This window comes from Xanthomonas sp. LMG 12462, assembly GCF_009192885.1.
Lineage (GTDB): Bacteria > Pseudomonadota > Gammaproteobacteria > Xanthomonadales > Xanthomonadaceae > Xanthomonas_A > Xanthomonas_A sontii.
Map to the genome: position 1 here is coordinate 1 of NZ_NMPP01000074.1, position 17,276 is coordinate 17,276.

Sequence of the window (17,276 nt, forward strand, 5' to 3'; positions counted from 1 at the left end):
GGGAATACGGGGGCAACATCACTCCCGCTGTTGACGATCTATCGTTCATGTATCCCTACCGCGCGAATGTGCGGCGCATCGAGTTTTGATAGCGCTATCCCGCAGGCGCTTGGCTTCCGTTCAACTTAGCTATCTGGTCAGTCGCTAGGCGCGCCAGCTAGTCCATTGATCGCTACCGATATGAAAATTTCAGGCGCAAACGTTTTCGCCAGCATGGTGTTCGCCATCCGATGCGTTTCGAGGCGACCGCAGTGCAGCGTCCACGCCGCTATCTGGAAGGCCCTTCGGGAAAACGGGGCCAGCGCCTGCAGGCTTCAGGGCCGAAAGACAGGGAGCACCTACTGCAGAGCATGCCCCTGAGACGGGGGCCGATCGTAGAGGGGAAGGTGGTCGCGTCGCTTCCCTACCGAGGGATGGAATTTGTTTCTGCGCATCTCACTTTATAGGGTCGATAAAAAGGCGCCGCAGCTTGCCCGATCGCTGTTGATGGCCTGCCCGTCACCACGCACGCGAAGCCGCCAGATTGATACCCGTTGACACCACTTCTAGCTGCAAGAAAAATAAACTTCCCCACTCCAGCGCCATGGCTCATGACAAGGACGAGCACACGACTGGCCACTTGGCTCTTCGTCACTACATGCACTACTTCACTGGCGGGTATCGCCCAAGCACAAGCTGACTTGCCCCCTGATCTCATGCAGCCGGTGTACAGGAGCTATGCGAGGGACAACGGAGTCGATGAAGCAGAGGCTGCTCGCCGTCTGGAGCTCAGGCAGGTGCTTGTGCGGCCCGAGATCGAGGCTTTCAAGGCGCGCTACGCTGATCGCCTCGACACCTCGTATTGGGACGACAGCCGGGATGGATTCAAGCTCGTTCTGCGCCTCAAACAGGGACCGCTACCCGCCACGCGGGAGTTGCGCACTGCGCATGGAGCCATCCCAGTGGAGTTCACGCGGGTCTACGGCAAGACATTGGATGAGATCAGCGCCACCCTGGCTGCGAACCATTCCCGCCTGTACGAACTGGTACCCGGCCTGCAGGGAACGGGCGTAGACGAAGTGCATGCGGCGATCACCCTTTACGTGCTGGCTTCCGCCGAAGAACATGCAGCGTACGAAGCGCAGCAATCCTCCTTGAGCGCGCAACTCGGCGTACCCGTCACGTTCAAGTTCCTGCCCGGGCCAATGGAGTCCGAACGGCCTGGACCCGCGCAGAAACCGAACGCATAACCGCGTCGATGGGCAGTAGAGGCGCAGCGCTTCAGACTCCAGCTCTTCACCCAATCGATGGCCCGCGCTGCCGCCCGACATCCCACGTAACGGCTCCACCTCTCACCTTCACGGAGAGCTGCCTCCCCAAGCGCGGCTCGATGACCGGCTTCCATGGCACCAGGCTGAACCCCATGCCATCGTCCAGCATTGCGTAGCGACCACTTGCGAGCATGATGGAGCGCCGATAGGTGCCCGCCACGCGCTGCCCGTCGGCTAACGGGCGGTGCTCCAGGCCCGTTTGCGCAGCGATGTCCTTCGCGGCCTGGGCAAGCTCGCGGCTGCGCAGTGTCCCCAGCAGATTGGGCGCCAGAAGGATGCGCTGCCCGCGTCGCTCCGCCAGCCCCTGTTCGACCAGGAAATCGGCGCGCTGTTGCATCGCCCGCTTGGCTTCGTCACCGAAGCCGAGATCACCCAGCCCACGGCCTCCGCCGATCAGTTGCTGGTCGAGCCAGGTGGCCCCGATGGCTCGGGCCTGGCGCTCGATGGGCAGGTGCGATTTCAGCTCCACGGCGACGCCACCCAGCCTCTGCGCGTCGTGCTGGCGACCACGCTCGGCCAGATCGCCCGGCACCTGCCATAGCCCTGCCGCCACGCGCTCCACGATGCCGGCCCGGCGCAGCGCTTCCAGCCGGCGCACATGCGCTGTGACGACCTCTCGCGGATCGCGGCCCGGCGCGGCGCGGCCCTGCTCGATCGCGAGGTGATGGTCTACGCGGTACAGGCCATCCGTGGCCAACGCGGCGATGTTGCGGTCGGCCGTGCGCACCTCCGTGGTACCGCGCACTTCCACCACTGCGCCCACCGGGTAGTCCGCCAGTTCATCGCGCCGGCTCAACGTGACGTAGTGCGCCTTGCCGTCGGCGCCATCGACCACCAAATAGCCGCGGTCGTGCAGCTCGTCCGCGAGCCCCTTCGCGGCAACACGGCCGAGGATGGTGCGCCCATCTCCATCCCCACCCGGCTCGAATATCGCCAGCTCGCGCGAAGCACCAGACATGGCCCGCTGCATGGTGCGGATGATGTCGCCCCGTTCGCCCAGGGTCCGCAAGGTCTTCTCCGCGTCGGCATGGATGGTCCACGTCCCGGGCTGCACCTCGTCGGCCAACCCCAGCCGCTGCAGTCGCTGCAGCCGGCCGATCAGCAACAGGCGTTGGCGTTGCAAATCCGGCCGGTTGAAGCGTTCGATCTGCACCTGGCCACCCTCCCCCGACTCGCGCTGCAGCGTGCGGTCCAGGCTGGTCCATCGCTCCTGTTCTACCTCGCGCCCCAAGGTCTGCTGGATCTCCAGTTCGGTGCGCGGCCCTAGCCATTCCGTCGCCAGCTCGGCGGCCCGGTGGCGGAAGCCATGGGCGATGTAGTCGCCGGCGATGACGAGGTCCTTGCCGGTGTCGTCCTTGCCCCGCACGAGGATGTGCGTGTGGGGGTTGTCGGTGTTCCAGTGGTCAACCGCGACCCAATCGAGTCCTGTGCCCAGGTCGGCCTCCATGCGGCCCATGAGGTGTCGGGTATAGGTTTTCAGGTCCTCCAGTTCCGATGCGTCCTCCGCCGAGAGGATGAATCGGAAATGGTGCCGGTCGTCAGCGCAGCGCTCCTTGAAGGCGTCCAGGTCCGCGGTGTCTGTCTGTGGCCCGTAGGCCTGCCCGGGCTCACCATCGCGGCCCACCCCTTCACGCTCGATGTAGCGCAGGTGCTTGGCGAGCGACTGGGGGCTGGCCTGGCGCTGGTTGACCAGCAAGGTCTTGATGGTCACTCGCCGCGACATGGGCGTCAGGTTCGCGCCCGCGAAGCGGGCCGCCGTATGACCGCGCCCGAGGCGCGAGCCGGGCCGCTGGCCGGTGCGCGCGCCTCGGCCGCCAGTCGTGGGACGACGCATCGCAGGCTTGCCGCCGCTGGCCTTGCCAGCCTGTTTCAGCACCTTGGAGATGAAGCGTTGGCTCTGCCCCTTGCCACGGTTTTTCGGGGCGCTGAGGCGCACCCGGAAGTCGTCGTCGCGGTCGCGGGTCATGCCCGCGCTCCCGGCGAGCTGCAGCGCGCCGTGGCGCGCGAGGCACGCGGACATGCCAGGAGCGGCCCAGCTCCAGCACCCCACGCGGCACGGCGGCGCAGCCGCCGCGTGCCGCGCCAACCCCACGTGCAGACTGGCTTTCGACGCGGCCCGGTGCCGCGTCCTTTTGTCTTGCCTTCCGCCGTTGCCTTCTGCTGCGGCTTCAGGCACCGGCGGCCCGGCAGCGATGTGTTGCGCGCCGCCAGCGGGCCGGCGAGCGCGACGAAGGACGCGCTGGGGACCGCAGGCCGGGCGCGTTCGGGGCAAGCACCCTGCACGGTGGACGGCTGCGCCCGATGTTGCGCGGAGCGCGGGGCGACTGCGCCCGCACTGCACGCGCGACGACATGGCAGCGACCAGTACGATGACATGCCCGATGGCACGGTGAGACGCGCGGCAACGGGCAGCGAATCGGTGGCCATCATGGGCGTGTCTCCAGCCAGACCGGGTGCGCAACGCCGACCACGGCGGATGCGCTGACCGGGCCGAAGTAGCGACTGTCGAAGGACGCCGGATTGGTGACGCTGAGCAGGAACAGTTCACCCCGTTCGAGCTGGCGGCACTCGGGCCAGGACAACAGCGGCCTGCCCATGCGGTCGGCCGGCAAGGTACTCGCCACCGCCACGCCATCGACCAAGACATGTCCGCCCACGATGCAGACATGCTGCGGCTCCACGGCACCGACCCGCTTGAGCAGCGGGATGTGGGCCGGCAGGTAGCCGCGCTGCGACGCGAGCGCGGCGACGCCAGCCGGCAGGCGGACCAGCACGGTGCTCCCCACCCGCATCCGCTCCGGCGACCGGGATGCAGCCGACGCCACCGGATCGACGCGGTACCAGCCAACCGGCACGCTGTCGGACGGGTTGTAGATGAGCCGCGGATCGGGATGCGCGAACGAGGCCCAGGCGAGCGCAGCGAGACCTGCGGCCGACAGTGCGGCGAGCATGGCGCGGGGGCGCCGTCGCGAGCGCGGTGCGGCAGGCAGCGACGCATGGCGTGATGCACCAGCCGCGGATGCTTTTTCTGTATCGGACGCGTTCATGGTCGTGTCTCCGTGGCGTTCTCGGGGAATTCGCGCTCCAGCAGGCCGCGCAGCAGGTCCGCCACGGTCACGCCCTGCGTGAACGCGGACACCTTGATGCGCGCACGCATGGCGGGAGTGATGTCGAGCGTCAGGCGCGCGGTGTAGATGTCGCCCTTGGCGAGCGCATCGGCGTCGCCCTGGCGAATCCATGCCTCGGCATGGGGATTCGCGGGCGGGCGCGCTCCGATGCCGACGCGCTTGGTGCGAGGTGTGGGCTTCGCGGTCATGTGGTCCACCGCAACAGTTCGTCCACCAGTGCGGCGACTTCGCGCGCTGCGGCACTGCCCGGCGCCGTCTCGCGGACGAGCCGGCCGGCGGCCGCGCTGTCGGCGAAGACGATGCGCTGGCGCACCTCGGCGCGCAGCGCGGGCAACGGCTGCTCCGCGAGCGCGCTACGCGCCTCTCGCCCGATCACGGTAGTGCTCACGCGCCGGTTCACGGCGAAGGCCGCGCGCAGCGCAGGCCGGAACACCTGCGCCTCGCGGATCAACGCCACCATCTCAGCGCTGGCCCACAGGTCATACGGACTGGGCTGCACGGGGATCAAGGCGCGGTCGGCCGCCAGCAGTGCCGAACGCGCCAGCGCCGCAATGCGCGGCGGCCCGTCGATCACGACGTGGTCGGCGCGGCGCGCCAGCTCCGGTGCTTCCTGGTGCAGCGTCTCGCGCACCAGGCCCACGGCGCTGAACAGCCGCGGCAGCCCCTGCTGGGCACGGCGCTGCGTCCAGTCCAGCGCCGATCCCTGCGGGTCGGCGTCCAGCAGGATGACGTGCCCGCCGCGCATCGCCAGCTCGCCGGCGATGTGGGTGGCGAGCGTGGTTTTGCCGACTCCGCCTTTCTGGTTGAGCAACGCGAAGATCATGGCGCGGCCCTCCCCATTGCGGAGGCGAGCGCGTGCCGGCTGGCGGTTATCCACCGAATCGCGGCGCTTCTACCACCAATGTTAGAAACAAGGTTAGGTACGTTACGGGGAGTCGAAAGCCGCACCAGCCGTGGCTTTCCGGCGAATTTTGTTGCCTGATAGCACGAGGATTCGTTGCCCGATAGCACGATGCCCGTGTTGCCTGATAGCACGAGGCGGTCCACAGGAATTCCCGCGGTTATCCCCGTGCCGTCGGCAGCACGGGCCGGAACGACAGCAAGGGTGACTGCGCGCCATCGGCAGGCAGGATGCACAGCCGATACCCCGGCAACGCCTGCCGGGCGACCAATGCGCGCAAGTCCGCCGCGAAGTCGTAGTAGCGCGCCACGCTGCCCGATTTGCGATACAGGTGCTGGAAGTCGAACTGCCAGCCCCCGGGCTGCCGCCCGCCGTGCTTGCGCACCAGGCGGTACAGCCACCGCTCGATGCCGCCGGTCAGCCGGAAGTACCCAGGGTCGATGGTGAGCACCAGCGCCGAATCCATCACGCCGGAGAAGAACCAGTCCGGCAGGATCAGCTCGATGCCCTGCGGTGCGCCGCGAGCGTCGGCCAACTCCTTCCATTCGTTGATCCACGAGAAGCGGTGCAGCCGGCGCCCCGTCGTCTCGCGGATGGACGTGGCCACCGTGGTGGACTGCAGCCGGTCCAGCGCCGCCTTGAGCCGCTGGTAGTCGCGCAGCGACGTGCCGCGGCCGATGAAGCGCAGGATCTCGTAAGGGGTGGCCTGCATCAGGCGCGACGGCCGCAGGCCGGCATCGCGCGCCTGCACGATCTGCGAGGCCGCCCAAATCAGGACGTCCGCATCCCAGATCGTGGCGATGCCGTGCTCGTGCGTGCCCTCCACGCGGATCTTCACGTTCCCAGCCTGGAAGTCGATCGGCGCCGTGCGCCGCGACTTCGCAAGCGAGAAGAACGGATAGGCCATCAGGTCCTGGCTGTCGCGCGGCGCCATGTCGCCGGGCAAGGCACGGAACAGATCCAGCTGCTCCCGCTCCCGCGATTCCGGCTCGCACGGCGCGGCAGCCCGCCGTGCGGCGCCGGTCACCGCGCACGGCTGTCCGCCGAGTGGTGCTCGGCGTACTCGGGATCGGACGTGGCCTCGAAGCTCCGGGCATCCGCCCAAGCATCGAGGTCGGTCACCGCGTACATCACGCGCCGACCGAACTTGCGGAACTTCGGGCCGCCGCCGATCACGCGCAGCTTTTCGAGCGTGCGCGGGGACAGGCGCAGGTGCGCTGCGGCTTCGTCGTTGGTGAGGTAGCGCGGTGGGTGCGCGGCGGCAGCGGTAGCAGCCTGCGGCGCAGCGCCGGGCACGGCCGGGGGCCGCACGGAAGTGGGTCGCATCATGGTGTCCTCCATCGATTCACAGGCCCGACCGCGCAAGCAGATCGGGTGTGGGCAGTCTCTGGAGGACGGCACCGCAACGCATGTCCGTTTCGGTCCGAATCGCGCCGTTCTGCGTCTGGAACGCGATTGAGACGCGCGCCGTCTGCGGCGAGACGCAGAATCACGGCAATGCGCATGCGAGCGCCTTGCTGCATCACGAAAGCACGCATGCGCGCTTTCGTGCATCTTCTCGGAAGCGGCTTCGTGCATGCGTGCACAAGCACGCATGCGCTTGTACAGATAGCATCGAACGAACGATCGCGCAGATGCGGATTTACGGATTTGTGCTTCCGTGGGGATGCGCTTCTGCGGCTCTGCGGCTCTGCGCCTTGCCCCGGTATCGCGACCGGGGCAGTCCGGCCCCGCCGATGGGCGGGGCTCGGTGGCGGCCGTCAGGACGCCTGGGGCTTGCTGCGCGACCAGAACAGCTCGTGCTTGCCGTCCTCGCCTTCGACCAGGCGGGCGTAGATCGGCGCTGGGAACGAAGGATCATCCAGGGTCACGGACAGGTAGTCCCGGCCGGCTTCGCTGGCCTTCTTCCATGCCGCTCCGATGTCGTGTCCGGAGACCTGGAGGCGGAAGTCAGGGGCCTTTTCGTTGTCGGCCTTGTCGTTGGGGACCAGCCGGGCCTTCGCGTTGAGCGTGAGGGTACGCAGCGTGCCGGTGTAGCCATCGTTCTGGGTGGTGAAGGTGCCGATGTTTGCCATGGTGATTTCTCCTTTCGGGGTGACCCAAGGTCGCGCCAGTGCGTCCTTGTTGTGATCCGCCCGGCGGGGGATGGGCTGACCGCACCGCTCAGCGGTCGCAACGCAGTGGAGAACCTGGAAGCGAAAAGAATTTGCCGCGCGAGGAAGCCGCGCAGCGGCGGGGAAATTGTTTTCGCTGGAAGGTTGCGGGCATGAAGCCCAGGGCGCAGCCGTGCCCTCGCCAGGATTCACGACAAACAAGGACGTACTGGTGCCGGCCCTCCCCGAAGGGTGGCATGGCCAACTCGGTGCCTCCAAACGACGGCTGCACCGGCATGCTTCCCCTCCGGCATCGACATGTCCGCCCCAATGGCAAGGCCGGCAACGAGCATGCGTCCCGCCGCGCACAGCGGCGCAGCGCATGGCGGCTACAGGAAGAAGACCGGCGAAGCCGGCTGGCAGCGGGACGCGCGTACGGGAACCGTTCTTCATCGCTTCCTGGTATGGAACCGCCGCCGTCGAAGGCGGCAATCACGAGCTGTTCTGGTTACGCAGCAAGCCTTCGCGTGGCATCCGCCTTGCACGCCGGCACACGGCGGCGCATGGCATGGCAGTCGCGCATCGCGCGGCTGGCGTTGCCAGACGCCATGCATTGAAAGCAAGCGCAGCGCCGCGGGCGCGGAGGTACTTGCATTGAAGCCGAGGCCTGACGCCACCGGCGGCACGGCCTCGGCCAGAAAATTCGCAGCCTCACAGGCTGCTCGAGAGCTGCATTCAACACCGGGCGCGGCAGTAGCCGCGCCCGGATTTTTTCTCCGCGCCCAGGCCGGAACGGGCTGGGCGCGGTACCGATCGCGGCTATTCCTTCGTTTCGATGATCCACCACTGTGCGCGCGGCAGGACGCGGCCGGTGATGGGGTGGGTATCGGTGAGGTCCGCCCGGGCCGACCAGCCCGAGGGCGGGCGGTAACCGCGCACGTCGCCAGCGCCACGCCAACGGCGTGCGCGCACGGTGCCCGGTGCGTAGATCGCCGCCATGCGCGGGCGGCGGTCGATGTTGCGAGACATGGGGTTGCTCCTTCAACGAAACGCCCCGGCCGGGGCCGGGGCGCTGGTCCGATTGCGGATCAAGCGGCCATCGCTTGGGTAGCCACCTCGTTCTCGCCGTCCCCGGTGTCTTCGGGAACGTCTTGTGCCGGATTCTCTGGCTGCATTTCCTCCTGGTTCTGCGACAGGTCTTCGGAACGGAAGATCGGCGGCATCCAGCCCGTGCCCTCGGCCAGCCGCTCGGCCTCGCTGGCAATGTCAGCCTTTTTCAGCTTCGCCAGCCTGGTGACGTGTTCCGGTGCGAACTCCGCAAGGGCATGCAGGATCGCAGCCTTGGGGATGTGCCGGAAGTAACCTTCCGCAGTGGGCCGCCACCATGCAGCCATGTCCAGGCCCACCGCCCGCGCCAGCACTTCGCCCGGCTGACGCGGCACGGCGCGCAGCGTCACCACGTCCACTGTGGCCCCCACACATACCGCCAGCAGCTTGACCAGTTCGTCCTGCGGCATCGCCAGCAACACCGTGAACAGTTCGGCGCTATCTTCGGGCAGCTTCGCGGTCCAGTCGGACTGCAGCTCGCGCAGCGCCGTGGCCGCCGGCGACTCGGGCAAATCCGAAGCCACGCGCTCCAGCCGGTCTTGCGCGGTGGCGGATACGCCCAGCGGAAGATCGCGGCGGAAGTGGCCGTCTTGCAGGATGGACTGCACCATGCCATGCACCAGCGCGGCCAGAGCCACATGCGGATGCCGGGCCACCTCGATTTGCAGTGCCGCCGTGCGGTGCGCGCTCAGGCGCTGCGCCAGCCGGTCGGAGACGGGGGCGACTCGCGAAGCGCCCTCGCCTTCCTCCCCATCGTCGTCGTTGCTGGCATCGCCATCGGCAAAGCCTTGCCGCAGCCGCTCCAGCGTCAGCAGTGCCTTGGCCTCGGCTTCGCGCATCAGCCCGCGATGGACGACCGCCTCCCCATTGCGGTCGATGGTGACGACGGCACCCGCCACGGCCAGCACGTTCGGGGCGTAGCACAGCAAGCCGTCCTCCAGCACGTGCAGTTGGCGGCGCAGATGTTCGCTTTCCCCCTGCAAGGATTTCGCCGCTTCTTCATCGTCGGTATCCATCGCGGCCTCGATGGCCTCGTCGATTTCCAACATCCTGTCTTGCAGCTTCTCGATGCGCTGGGCTTCGCGCTTGGTCGGGGTGCGGTGCTCTCGCGGCGCGCGCTGAAAGGCGTGCAGGTCCGCATAGGTCGTGGCCGGCACGGCTTCCACCCAGGCCCAGCCCTCGGCTTTCACTTCGGCAGCGAGCCCAGCCAGCTTCTCATGGGCCAGCCGATCCAGCAGCGCGGCATCGCTCAGGTACACCCCCGTATCGGCCTCGGCGAACAGGTCGCGGCGCACACCGCCGCACGCAGCCTCGTAGGCAGCCAGCCCCACGAAGCGCGCCAGCGGATTCCGATAGGCATCAATCTCGCGTTCGGTAAGGCGCTCGCGCAGCATGGCGGGCTGGCGCTGCCACGTAGGCGCATCGTAGAAGGCGGCTTCCTGTGCGGCATGGTCATCGGTGATGGCAAGGGCCATCAACTGGTCCAGGCTCACGGCATCCGCGCGGTAGTCGGCCATCAGGCGCGGCGAGACGTTCGCCAACTTCAGCCGGCGCTGGACCACCAGCGGGGTGACCGAGAAGTCGGCCGCAATGTCTTCGATGGGCCGGCCCTCGGCCACCAGCGCCGCGAAGGCCTCGAACTGGTCGGCGGGGTGCATGGCCTCGCGCTGTACGTTCTCCGTGAGGCTCGCCGTGCGGGCCGTGCGGTCGGCTACCAGCAGGCAAGGCACCTCCCATTCCTTGCTGAGGCGGCGCTTTTTCGCCAGCAGCTTCAACGCGGCAAACCTGCGGCCACCGGCCTCCACTTCGTAATGCTCCCCATCGGCGCATGCGGTCACGATCAGGTTTTGCAGCAGTCCTACCCGCAGGATGCTGGCCGCCAGCTCGGGGATGGACACGCTCGGGGACTTGCGCACGTTGCGGCCCTTCGGGCGCAGCACCAGCCGCGACAGCGGGACGAGAATCAGGTTCTTGGTCGGGTCGGCGGCTTCCAGCGGCACGGTGACGGCATCGACGGCGCGGATTTCGTTGTGGGTAATGGCGTTCATGGCATATCTCCAATCCAGTGAAAAAAACAGGGGATGGAGGGGACCGTTCCCCTCCAGGTACGGGGGGAAACAGGTCAGGCTTTCAGTTGGCGCAGGCCATCGGCCAGCAGCCAGAGCGCGCGATTCAAGCGCACGTCGGAGTCGATGCCCTGCACGGGCCGGGTCTGCTGGCGGCGTCCGTTGGCGCTGCGCCCGGACAGCCCGCCCTTGATGATGTTTTCCTGCACGCGGTTGAACGTGGTCCACAGATCGGGCCGGCGGTCATCGAATCGGCGCGGCATCAGCACCTGCGATTCCGTCACGGGCGCGGGCTTGTTCGGGTCGTCGTACTTCAGGGTCAGTGCGGCGCGGGCGAACACCTCGGCCTCGCCCTCGTCCAGCGTGACGCTGCGCATCAGGTCGCGGGATTCCTTCACCCGCTCGAAGCCGCTCAGCACCTCGAAGGCGCCTTCGATGACGGACCCGGCTACGTCGCCCTTGTGCGCTACGCGCACGTCCGCCACCGTGTCCCCGCACACCAACCCGTTGCAGCACACGAACCGGAACATGCCTGCCAGCATCTGGTAGCTGCTGGAGCCGTCGTGCGAGTTCAGCAGGATGATTTCGTTGGCCTCCGCGCCGTTGATCTGGCTGGCGTGGCGCAGGCGGATCATGTGCTTCGTATGCTCGCGCTTGCCCTCGTGCCGCACGCGGGTCTGCGTCACCGCGAAGGGCTGGAAGCCTTCCTTGCGCAGTTCGGTCAGCACGGCGGCGGTGGGGATGTAGCTGTACCGCTGGGAGCGGCTTTCGTGCGGGGCCTCGGCGAAGATGGACGGCGCCACCCTTCGGATCTGGTCATCGGACAGCGGAGAGTCGCTGCGCAGCGACGGGGAACGGGAAGCGAAACGGGATGCGAGTTGCATGGTCTTTCTCCTGACGAAAAGGCTGTTGAAGAAACACCGCACACCGGATTCCTAGATTCGGAGCCCAGCCTTCCGGCTGTTCTGTGCGGTTGGCACGAGGAACCCGGTTGGCCCTGTTGCCACCGTCTTTCCTGAGTTCATCGCCCGCGACGGTCAGGAGCGCGCGGACGGAAGCCGTCAAGGAGAAAAGCGCAGGGTTGGTGCGGCCCGCAGGCGCAGCCGAGGACACGGCCCTGCGCGCCTTGACGGCGCACGGACGCGGGCTACAGTCGCGGACAAGGTGATGAAGTCAGGGAAGACGGCTGGACACGGCAGCGACCGCCTCACTGCGCCGAACCGCACGGCAAGCGAAGCGCGCAGGCCCGAAGCTGGAAGCCGGGCCGGAGGCGTCAGCCGAGCGGAGCGAGGGAACGATGGAAGCCCGCCAGGGGCGAGACCCGCGCAGCGGGGCTCGATGCGCAGCACGACAGCGCGACCGGCCATCTCCCAGAGGGCCGGGGACGCCCTGCCACAGCCTAGCCATAAGCAAAGTTTGCGTCAGCGATACACACCACTTAGGGCGTGATGGCATCGAACCCGTTCATAGAAGCGATGATCCAAAAGTGGCACCGCATCTAGAAACAAGGATGCTGCCAATCCTCCATCGGCATGAGGCTGTCTAGACTTCGCACGCCGCCTCAACTTCATCCCAGGCCATGGCTTTCCCTGAAGAATCGCTCAACCAACTATCCCAACTCCTTGAACGCATGACCCGCCCGGATGACCGGCCTCGTCACGTCCCCAAAGGCAGCCGAACTAAAAAGCGGACAGAACTCGGGTTCATCATCGCCGTTGTGGTCAACACAGTGCTGGCCATAGTTTCCATCGCGGTTGATCGACGCTATCCCGGGATCCTGCCTGTGCAACTTTCATATGCCTGGTTGCTGCTGCCGGTGATTCCCGCAGTCGGGTTCTTCGCGATGTTCTTCTATGACATGGGGCGAATGTTCCTCGAAGAAAAGCGCAACCCATGGGGCACGATCTTCAAGCAGTTCCAGACCGACATGCTCCACGACGCACCGTACATTCAGGAACTGAAGGCCTTTCCCAAGCCCATGCTGGAGTACGCGCTGCTGCAGTACCGACATCGCTGGAGCAGAGTCGACGGCAGAGCAATGCTGCTATCTGGCGACATCAGGAAACTGGGGCTTTTTCCAGGACTGCTCGCGATCATCGTGGGTATCAGCAAGCTGCTGGAGAACGCATCCTTGCCGTGGATCTGGCAAGTCGCATCCTTGGTCGGGGCCTTCCAGTTCCTCGCGTTCTTCGTGGGCGCTACCGGCGAGCGGCGTGCGCAGGTCATCGAACTGCTCGAGCACGCTATTGCCCACGCCGAGCCCATGCCGTCCGAGAGTCAGGCATCAGTGCCCAATCAAATACAGCCGCCCCAGGCTGTTAGCAAGGACATGTGTCCAACGGTGCCCCCGGTAAAGGAGCAGGTGCCAGCCTAGCGTTCGACGTGCGAACCATCGGCGCACCTCCCCCAGGAAAATCCCGACACGGCACAGGGCAACTTCCCGATACCGCCGCACGCGATCCCGTGGGAATCTGACCATGCCGGACGCGGGCGCCATTGGCAGCTCCTCCTGCGAGCGCCTGAGCAGCGCCACGCCGGCAATGCCACAGCGCCAACCTGGGCGGCATGCGCCGCGCATGTTAGGCACTCCGGCGAGGACTCGTCCCAGCAAGCATCTGCCGCAGAAACTCCACGGACGCCGCAGCCACCGCCCCAGCGAGTCGCGTCTTGTGCGGCGAACCGATGGCATGGGCACCTGCGGCGAAGGCCTGCGCCCGCTTCTGCTCCGCCCGGCTGCCCAGCGCATCGAACATGGCCAGCATGGCCGGCACGGACGCCACAGGATCCTCGCACCCATCGGGGCCGCGGTAGTACCCCAGGAACACAGGACACGTCACTTGCGGCCACGGCGGCTCGGCGGTGCATCGGCGGAATGTCTCGCGCAGCGCCTGGAACCCGTCGGGGTGGATGGCATCGGACCAATAGGCGCGGACGGCCGATGACCGCTCCTGATCGCTCGTCCACGCTTCGCTCATAGCGCAGATCCGGTCCAGCAGCGCCGGGTCCGCCGGCTGCACACCAGGCGACCAGGCCATGACGGCAGCGACGTCGCCAGGCCGCGCGGCGGCCAGCCGCAGGCCCAGCGTGGCACCGAGCGAGCATCCCACGATCGCAACGGCCTCCCCCATCGCGCAGGCATGGTCCAGCGCGGCCCACGCGGAGGCCTCCAGCGCATCAGCAGTCAGCCCGCGCATCGCTTTCGGCGCATCCTCGCCATGGCCGGGCCACAAGGGCATGTACAGATTGGCCCCGAGCGCCTGGGCCATCTGCTCCGGCAGATCCCCGGCCTCGCCAGGGCTTGCCGAAAACCCATGGAGATAGAGGATGGCGAGCGGTGCGCGCTCGCCGCGCGCACCCTGCCATCGTTCCTTCGCCGTATTCTCGGGCTTCACCATGGCTCCATTGTTCCAGCTTGGCCTGAGCATGTCCTTGGCCCCGTACATGAGCGAAGGCCCAAGGCCTCGGCGACGCAAAGGGGTGCGGCGACGCCGCACCCAAAAGAAAAGGGGCCGAAGCCCCGAAGTTCACCTCCAGCCTCGCATCGCCATCGAGACCGCGCGCGACCCCGCGAGGATGAAGTGGTCGAGGGTTCTCACGTCTACCAGGCCCAGGGCGCTGCGCAGGCGCTCGGTGATCTGCCTGTCCATTTCGCTCGGCGTCGGGTTCCCGCTGGGATGGTTGTGCGCCAGGATCACGGCGGCCGCGTTCAAGCGCAGCGCCTCCTTGACCACCTCCCGCGGATGCACCGCCGCAGAGTCGATGGTCCCCCGGAACATCTCCACGTATTCGATCAGACGGTGCTTCGTATCCAAGAACAGAACGGCGAACACCTCGCACTCAAGGCCCGCCAACTTCGCGCAGAGGTACTTCTCCACCGAAACCGGCGAGGTGAACTCCGCGCCCCGCTGCACCTTCAGGTCAGCCACGCGCCGCGCAGCCGCCAGGATCTGGTCAACGGATGCGGGACGGTAGCGCCCCCGGCCGTCGCGCACGTGCAGCGAGGCATCGACATCGAGAATGGACAGGTTCGACATGGTCATGATCAGCTCCGGTTGCTCGGGCGGAATTGCCCGGCACCGTCGCCATCACGGCGCAGCGCAAGCCGTCAGGGGTCGCAGACGGCCGCAGGCCGCCAGCGTGTCCACAGGCACGCGCAGCCCTTGACGGCGAGAACGCCGTGGTACGGTGAAGGGATCGGCAACTCCGCACCACTCCCCCAAAACGAAGCCAGGATCCGCAAGCGAAGCGCGCAGGCCCGGCGAACCTCGCCGGGCCGAAGATGCAGCGACCGCAAGCGGAGCAGCGGCGCAAGACCGAGTGCAAACGAAAAGGCGCCGCCCGCCTCACGGCAGGCAGCGCCCATGGCTGCGATCAGGTGGCCTCGCGCTTCAGCAGCGACTCCAACTGATCGATCAGCCCGACCTCGACGAACACGCAGTCCTGGCAGGACTCCAAGGGCACATCGAACAGCTTCGCGAACACCTCTCGCCGCAGATGCGCCACGTGCCCTGTCCGGTACGCATGCTCCGGCTTCAAGCGCTCTGCATTGGTCGCCAACGCGCTGCGCTCAGGATCACACTCGATCAATGCGACGAAGCCATCGTCGGCGAACTTCCGGTGCTCGGGACACAACCCCCAGCCCGTCCTCGTGTGGCGCTCCATGCTGGCGCGCAGGCGCCTGTCCAGCAGGAGGGAGCCGGTCTCGAACGCGCTGCCACAGACCAGGCAGACGTGTTGTTCCAGCGAAACGTGCGATTTCTCGTTCATGGCGATCTCCGGTTGCTCGGGCGAAATTGCCCGGCACCGCCGCCATCACGGCGCAGCGCAAGCTGTCAGGGGTCGGAGACGGCCACAGGCCGCAAGCGTGCCCACAGGCACGCGCAGCCCTTGACGGCGAGAACGCCGTGGTACGTTCGAGGGAACGGCAACTCCGCCCACCCCAGCCCCAAACGAAGCCAGGACCGGCAAGCGGAGCGCGCAGGCGCGGCCCACAGGGCCGGGCCGGAGGCGTCAGCCGAGCGCAGCGAGGGAACGATGGATGCCCGCCAGGCGCGAGACCCGCGCACAGCGGGGCTCGATGCGCAGCACGACAGCGTGGCCCGGCCATCACATGGCCGGGGACGCCCTTAGGGCGCCCCGATCCCGCCGGATGGGGGCTTGCGCTTGGACTGATTTTGCGCAAAATGGCGGCAAGGCCTCGTCCGCCTGAGCTTCGAGCGGCTCAATCAAGACCAGACTTTCTGATTTCTCCCTTTGTGCCACTCACCATGCGATATCGCCTGGGCGTGGACCAAGTAAGCGCTCGATTGGTCCCCGCTGAAACAGGAGAATCGTATGTCCCTCGGCATTTCCGACCTCGCCCATTCCATTCGCAAGAACAGCGCCGCTGCTGCCGTGCCTGTGCCGCTTGGTCATGCGCAGCAACTAGTGGCCGCTGCACTGGGCTACAAAACGTTTGCCGCCTACCAGGCGGCACAAGCCTCCGCGCAAGAAGCCAGTAGCCTGACCATCGTTCACCACGTCGTGCTGGACGAAGATCTGCTCCATCAACGCGCCAGTGAACTGGGGGCGGCCCCGCCTCCGGATCGCTTGCATGAACTGATCCAAACAGCCTTTCGAGAACGAGCGCCCCACACACGCATCCATGCTTCTTACGCCGCCTTCGAGGACTACCTGCGCCAGCACGTTGACCAGGTGGTCATCGACGATAACGACGTGAACAGCGAAATGGCGAACGCCAACTACGATGGCGTCGATGAGGTCTATTTCGATTTCGAGGTCGAGTTCGAGAAAGTCCCGATCGGCGGTGCGCTGGATATCGACCTCGACGGACACGTCGGCCTTGGCATCGACACCGAGCGCCCCTACGCGGGCCACATCGTCAATGTGGAAGGCACCCTGAGCGTGCAGCGTTTGGGCCGCCACTGCTTTGGGTCGGTGGACTGCCAAGTGACCAACGCAGATCTCGATATGGACTGGGGCGGCAATGACCACGAAGACGGGCCGCCCGTGCGCAGCATGTTCCAGGCCTATGCCGATCTGTTGGGCCTGGACCCGCACGAAGTGGGCAACCTCGTTGATGTGGACGCCGAACCGCAGGATGGCCACAGCGGCGAGATGGTCTACAGCTACATCCTCGATTTCACGGACTACGCCTCACCCGAAGTGGCACGGAAGATCCTGCAGCGCCACGCTTCGCTGCGCATCGAGGTCGGCCCCGACTTCTTCGAGAACGTGCGCAGCGACGACTGGCCTCGTTGAAGGTTCATTGAAGAAAGCTGATTCGGCGCCGTAACGCGCTGCACAAGGAACGGGGCCTCTCTCGACACCCCGTTCAAGCTCAAGCGACGATCCGGCCGGCGTGCCGCGCATCGCGCACATGGGCCTTCAGCCGCTCTCGGCCCGATCACGCTCAATCGGCAACCTCAGCCGACCACGTACCGTGGACAACTCCTGCAGGCTGACCCAGCCCAGCTCGGGAAAACCCAAGCCCTGGTCGCACAAGCGAAAGGCGTGGTCATGCTTCTCCCGGTCGATCGCACTGAGCAACTAGGTCGCACCGGCGTCGGGCGTAAACAGCTTGAGCACGGGTGCGGCATCGAAGTCCGTCTTGTTCTGGGTGTATGAACAGGAAGTCTCCGGCACAATGTAGCAAAACGTAGCAAGTAAAT

Annotated in this window: 16 protein-coding genes and 1 pseudogene; 3 read left to right on the plus strand and 14 right to left on the minus strand. The window is 66.6% G+C overall.

The window, feature by feature from the left end:
* Positions 1–680: 680 nt before the first annotated feature.
* Positions 681–1,229 (plus strand): hypothetical protein, encoded by a 549-nt coding sequence (locus tag CEK69_RS16335; protein WP_226975193.1) that lies wholly within the window; start codon positions 681–683, stop codon positions 1,227–1,229.
* Positions 1,230–1,275: 46 nt separating this feature from the next.
* Here the strand turns inward: CEK69_RS16335 and CEK69_RS16340 are convergent, their stop codons facing one another.
* The 10 genes from CEK69_RS16340 to CEK69_RS16395 form a co-directional block, all read right to left on the minus strand.
* Positions 1,276–3,276 (minus strand): relaxase/mobilization nuclease and DUF3363 domain-containing protein, encoded by a 2,001-nt coding sequence (locus CEK69_RS16340; protein ID WP_152246734.1) that lies wholly within the window; start codon positions 3,274–3,276, stop codon positions 1,276–1,278.
* 460 nt (positions 3,277–3,736) lie between these two features.
* The gene (locus CEK69_RS16350) at positions 3,737–4,261 is read right to left on the minus strand and encodes a S26 family signal peptidase (RefSeq protein WP_304951730.1); all 525 of its coding nucleotides are present in this window, start codon (positions 4,259–4,261) and stop codon (positions 3,737–3,739) included.
* 92 nt (positions 4,262–4,353) lie between these two features.
* Positions 4,354–4,626 carry a chromosome partitioning protein ParB gene (locus CEK69_RS16355; RefSeq protein ID WP_152246740.1) on the minus strand — a complete coding sequence of 91 codons (273 nt, stop codon included), beginning with the start codon at positions 4,624–4,626 and terminating at the stop codon, positions 4,354–4,356.
* Positions 4,623–5,261 carry a ParA family partition ATPase gene (gene parA, locus CEK69_RS16360; protein ID WP_152246742.1) on the minus strand — a complete coding sequence of 213 codons (639 nt, stop codon included), beginning with the start codon at positions 5,259–5,261 and terminating at the stop codon, positions 4,623–4,625. The genes CEK69_RS16355 and parA overlap by 4 nt, the downstream gene beginning before the upstream one ends.
* Before the next feature lie 238 nt (positions 5,262–5,499).
* A complete protein-coding gene (locus CEK69_RS16370) occupies positions 5,500–6,273 on the minus strand; it encodes a replication initiator protein A (RefSeq protein WP_152246786.1) in 774 nt (257 codons plus the stop codon).
* A gap of 89 nt (positions 6,274–6,362) precedes the next feature.
* A complete protein-coding gene (locus tag CEK69_RS16375) occupies positions 6,363–6,665 on the minus strand; it encodes a helix-turn-helix domain-containing protein (protein ID WP_152246784.1) in 303 nt (100 codons plus the stop codon).
* Positions 6,666–7,099: 434 nt separating this feature from the next.
* Positions 7,100–7,414 carry a DUF736 domain-containing protein gene (locus CEK69_RS16380; RefSeq protein WP_152246746.1) on the minus strand — a complete coding sequence of 105 codons (315 nt, stop codon included), beginning with the start codon at positions 7,412–7,414 and terminating at the stop codon, positions 7,100–7,102.
* An 837-nt stretch (positions 7,415–8,251) separates the two neighbouring features.
* On the minus strand, positions 8,252–8,461 hold the full coding sequence (locus tag CEK69_RS16385) for a hypothetical protein (protein WP_152246748.1): 210 nt from the start codon (positions 8,459–8,461) through the stop codon (positions 8,252–8,254).
* A 59-nt stretch (positions 8,462–8,520) separates the two neighbouring features.
* On the minus strand, positions 8,521–10,587 hold the full coding sequence (locus CEK69_RS16390) for a ParB N-terminal domain-containing protein (RefSeq protein WP_152246750.1): 2,067 nt from the start codon (positions 10,585–10,587) through the stop codon (positions 8,521–8,523).
* A 74-nt stretch (positions 10,588–10,661) separates the two neighbouring features.
* Positions 10,662–11,489, minus strand: coding sequence for a DUF932 domain-containing protein (locus tag CEK69_RS16395; protein ID WP_152246752.1), 828 nt, complete (start codon positions 11,487–11,489; stop codon positions 10,662–10,664).
* A gap of 695 nt (positions 11,490–12,184) precedes the next feature.
* Between CEK69_RS16395 and CEK69_RS16400 the strand changes: the two genes are divergently transcribed.
* Positions 12,185–12,979 carry a hypothetical protein gene (locus CEK69_RS16400; protein WP_152246754.1) on the plus strand — a complete coding sequence of 265 codons (795 nt, stop codon included), beginning with the start codon at positions 12,185–12,187 and terminating at the stop codon, positions 12,977–12,979.
* Positions 12,980–13,184: 205 nt separating this feature from the next.
* On the opposite strand, the gene CEK69_RS16405 is transcribed toward CEK69_RS16400, so the two are convergent.
* The 3 genes from CEK69_RS16405 to CEK69_RS16415 all read right to left on the minus strand — a co-directional run bounded on the left by CEK69_RS16405 (position 13,185) and on the right by CEK69_RS16415 (position 15,372).
* Entirely contained in the window at positions 13,185–14,000 is an 816-nt protein-coding gene (locus CEK69_RS16405; protein ID WP_152246756.1) for an alpha/beta fold hydrolase, read from the minus strand.
* 129 nt (positions 14,001–14,129) lie between these two features.
* Positions 14,130–14,639, minus strand: coding sequence for a DNA repair protein RadC (gene radC / locus CEK69_RS16410; protein WP_152246787.1), 510 nt, complete (start codon positions 14,637–14,639; stop codon positions 14,130–14,132).
* A 337-nt stretch (positions 14,640–14,976) separates the two neighbouring features.
* Entirely contained in the window at positions 14,977–15,372 is a 396-nt protein-coding gene (locus tag CEK69_RS16415) for an ATPase (protein ID WP_152246758.1), read from the minus strand.
* Between the two features lie 567 nt (positions 15,373–15,939).
* Here CEK69_RS16415 and CEK69_RS16425 point away from each other — a divergent pair.
* Positions 15,940–16,866, plus strand: a complete 927-nt coding sequence (locus CEK69_RS16425) for a hypothetical protein (protein ID WP_152246762.1) — start codon at positions 15,940–15,942, stop codon at positions 16,864–16,866.
* A gap of 79 nt (positions 16,867–16,945) precedes the next feature.
* Here the strand turns inward: CEK69_RS16425 and CEK69_RS21470 are convergent.
* A pseudogene (locus CEK69_RS21470) lies at positions 16,946–17,211 on the minus strand (DUF2958 domain-containing protein); the annotation flags it as partial.
* Positions 17,212–17,276: the final 65 nt, after the last annotated feature.

What these genes read in the sequence shown, in the direction of transcription:
- CEK69_RS16340 (WP_152246734.1), bottom strand. Translation starts at nt 3,276, where the DNA reads ATGACCCGCGACCGCGACGACGACTTCCGGGTGCGCCTCAGCGCCCCG.
- CEK69_RS16350 (WP_304951730.1), bottom strand. Translation starts at nt 4,261, where the DNA reads ATGCTCGCCGCACTGTCGGCCGCAGGTCTCGCTGCGCTCGCCTGGGCC.
- CEK69_RS16355 (WP_152246740.1), bottom strand. Translation starts at nt 4,626, where the DNA reads ATGACCGCGAAGCCCACACCTCGCACCAAGCGCGTCGGCATCGGAGCG.
- parA (WP_152246742.1), bottom strand. Translation starts at nt 5,261, where the DNA reads ATGATCTTCGCGTTGCTCAACCAGAAAGGCGGAGTCGGCAAAACCACG.
- CEK69_RS16370 (WP_152246786.1), bottom strand. Translation starts at nt 6,273, where the DNA reads ATGGCGCCGCGCGACAGCCAGGACCTGATGGCCTATCCGTTCTTCTCG.
- CEK69_RS16375 (WP_152246784.1), bottom strand. Translation starts at nt 6,665, where the DNA reads ATGCGACCCACTTCCGTGCGGCCCCCGGCCGTGCCCGGCGCTGCGCCG.
- CEK69_RS16380 (WP_152246746.1), bottom strand. Translation starts at nt 7,414, where the DNA reads ATGGCAAACATCGGCACCTTCACCACCCAGAACGATGGCTACACCGGC.
- CEK69_RS16385 (WP_152246748.1), bottom strand. Translation starts at nt 8,461, where the DNA reads ATGTCTCGCAACATCGACCGCCGCCCGCGCATGGCGGCGATCTACGCA.
- CEK69_RS16390 (WP_152246750.1), bottom strand. Translation starts at nt 10,587, where the DNA reads ATGAACGCCATTACCCACAACGAAATCCGCGCCGTCGATGCCGTCACC.
- CEK69_RS16395 (WP_152246752.1), bottom strand. Translation starts at nt 11,489, where the DNA reads ATGCAACTCGCATCCCGTTTCGCTTCCCGTTCCCCGTCGCTGCGCAGC.
- CEK69_RS16400 (WP_152246754.1), top strand. Translation starts at nt 12,185, where the DNA reads ATGGCTTTCCCTGAAGAATCGCTCAACCAACTATCCCAACTCCTTGAA.
- CEK69_RS16405 (WP_152246756.1), bottom strand. Translation starts at nt 14,000, where the DNA reads ATGGTGAAGCCCGAGAATACGGCGAAGGAACGATGGCAGGGTGCGCGC.
- radC (WP_152246787.1), bottom strand. Translation starts at nt 14,639, where the DNA reads ATGTCGAACCTGTCCATTCTCGATGTCGATGCCTCGCTGCACGTGCGC.
- CEK69_RS16415 (WP_152246758.1), bottom strand. Translation starts at nt 15,372, where the DNA reads ATGAACGAGAAATCGCACGTTTCGCTGGAACAACACGTCTGCCTGGTC.
- CEK69_RS16425 (WP_152246762.1), top strand. Translation starts at nt 15,940, where the DNA reads ATGTCCCTCGGCATTTCCGACCTCGCCCATTCCATTCGCAAGAACAGC.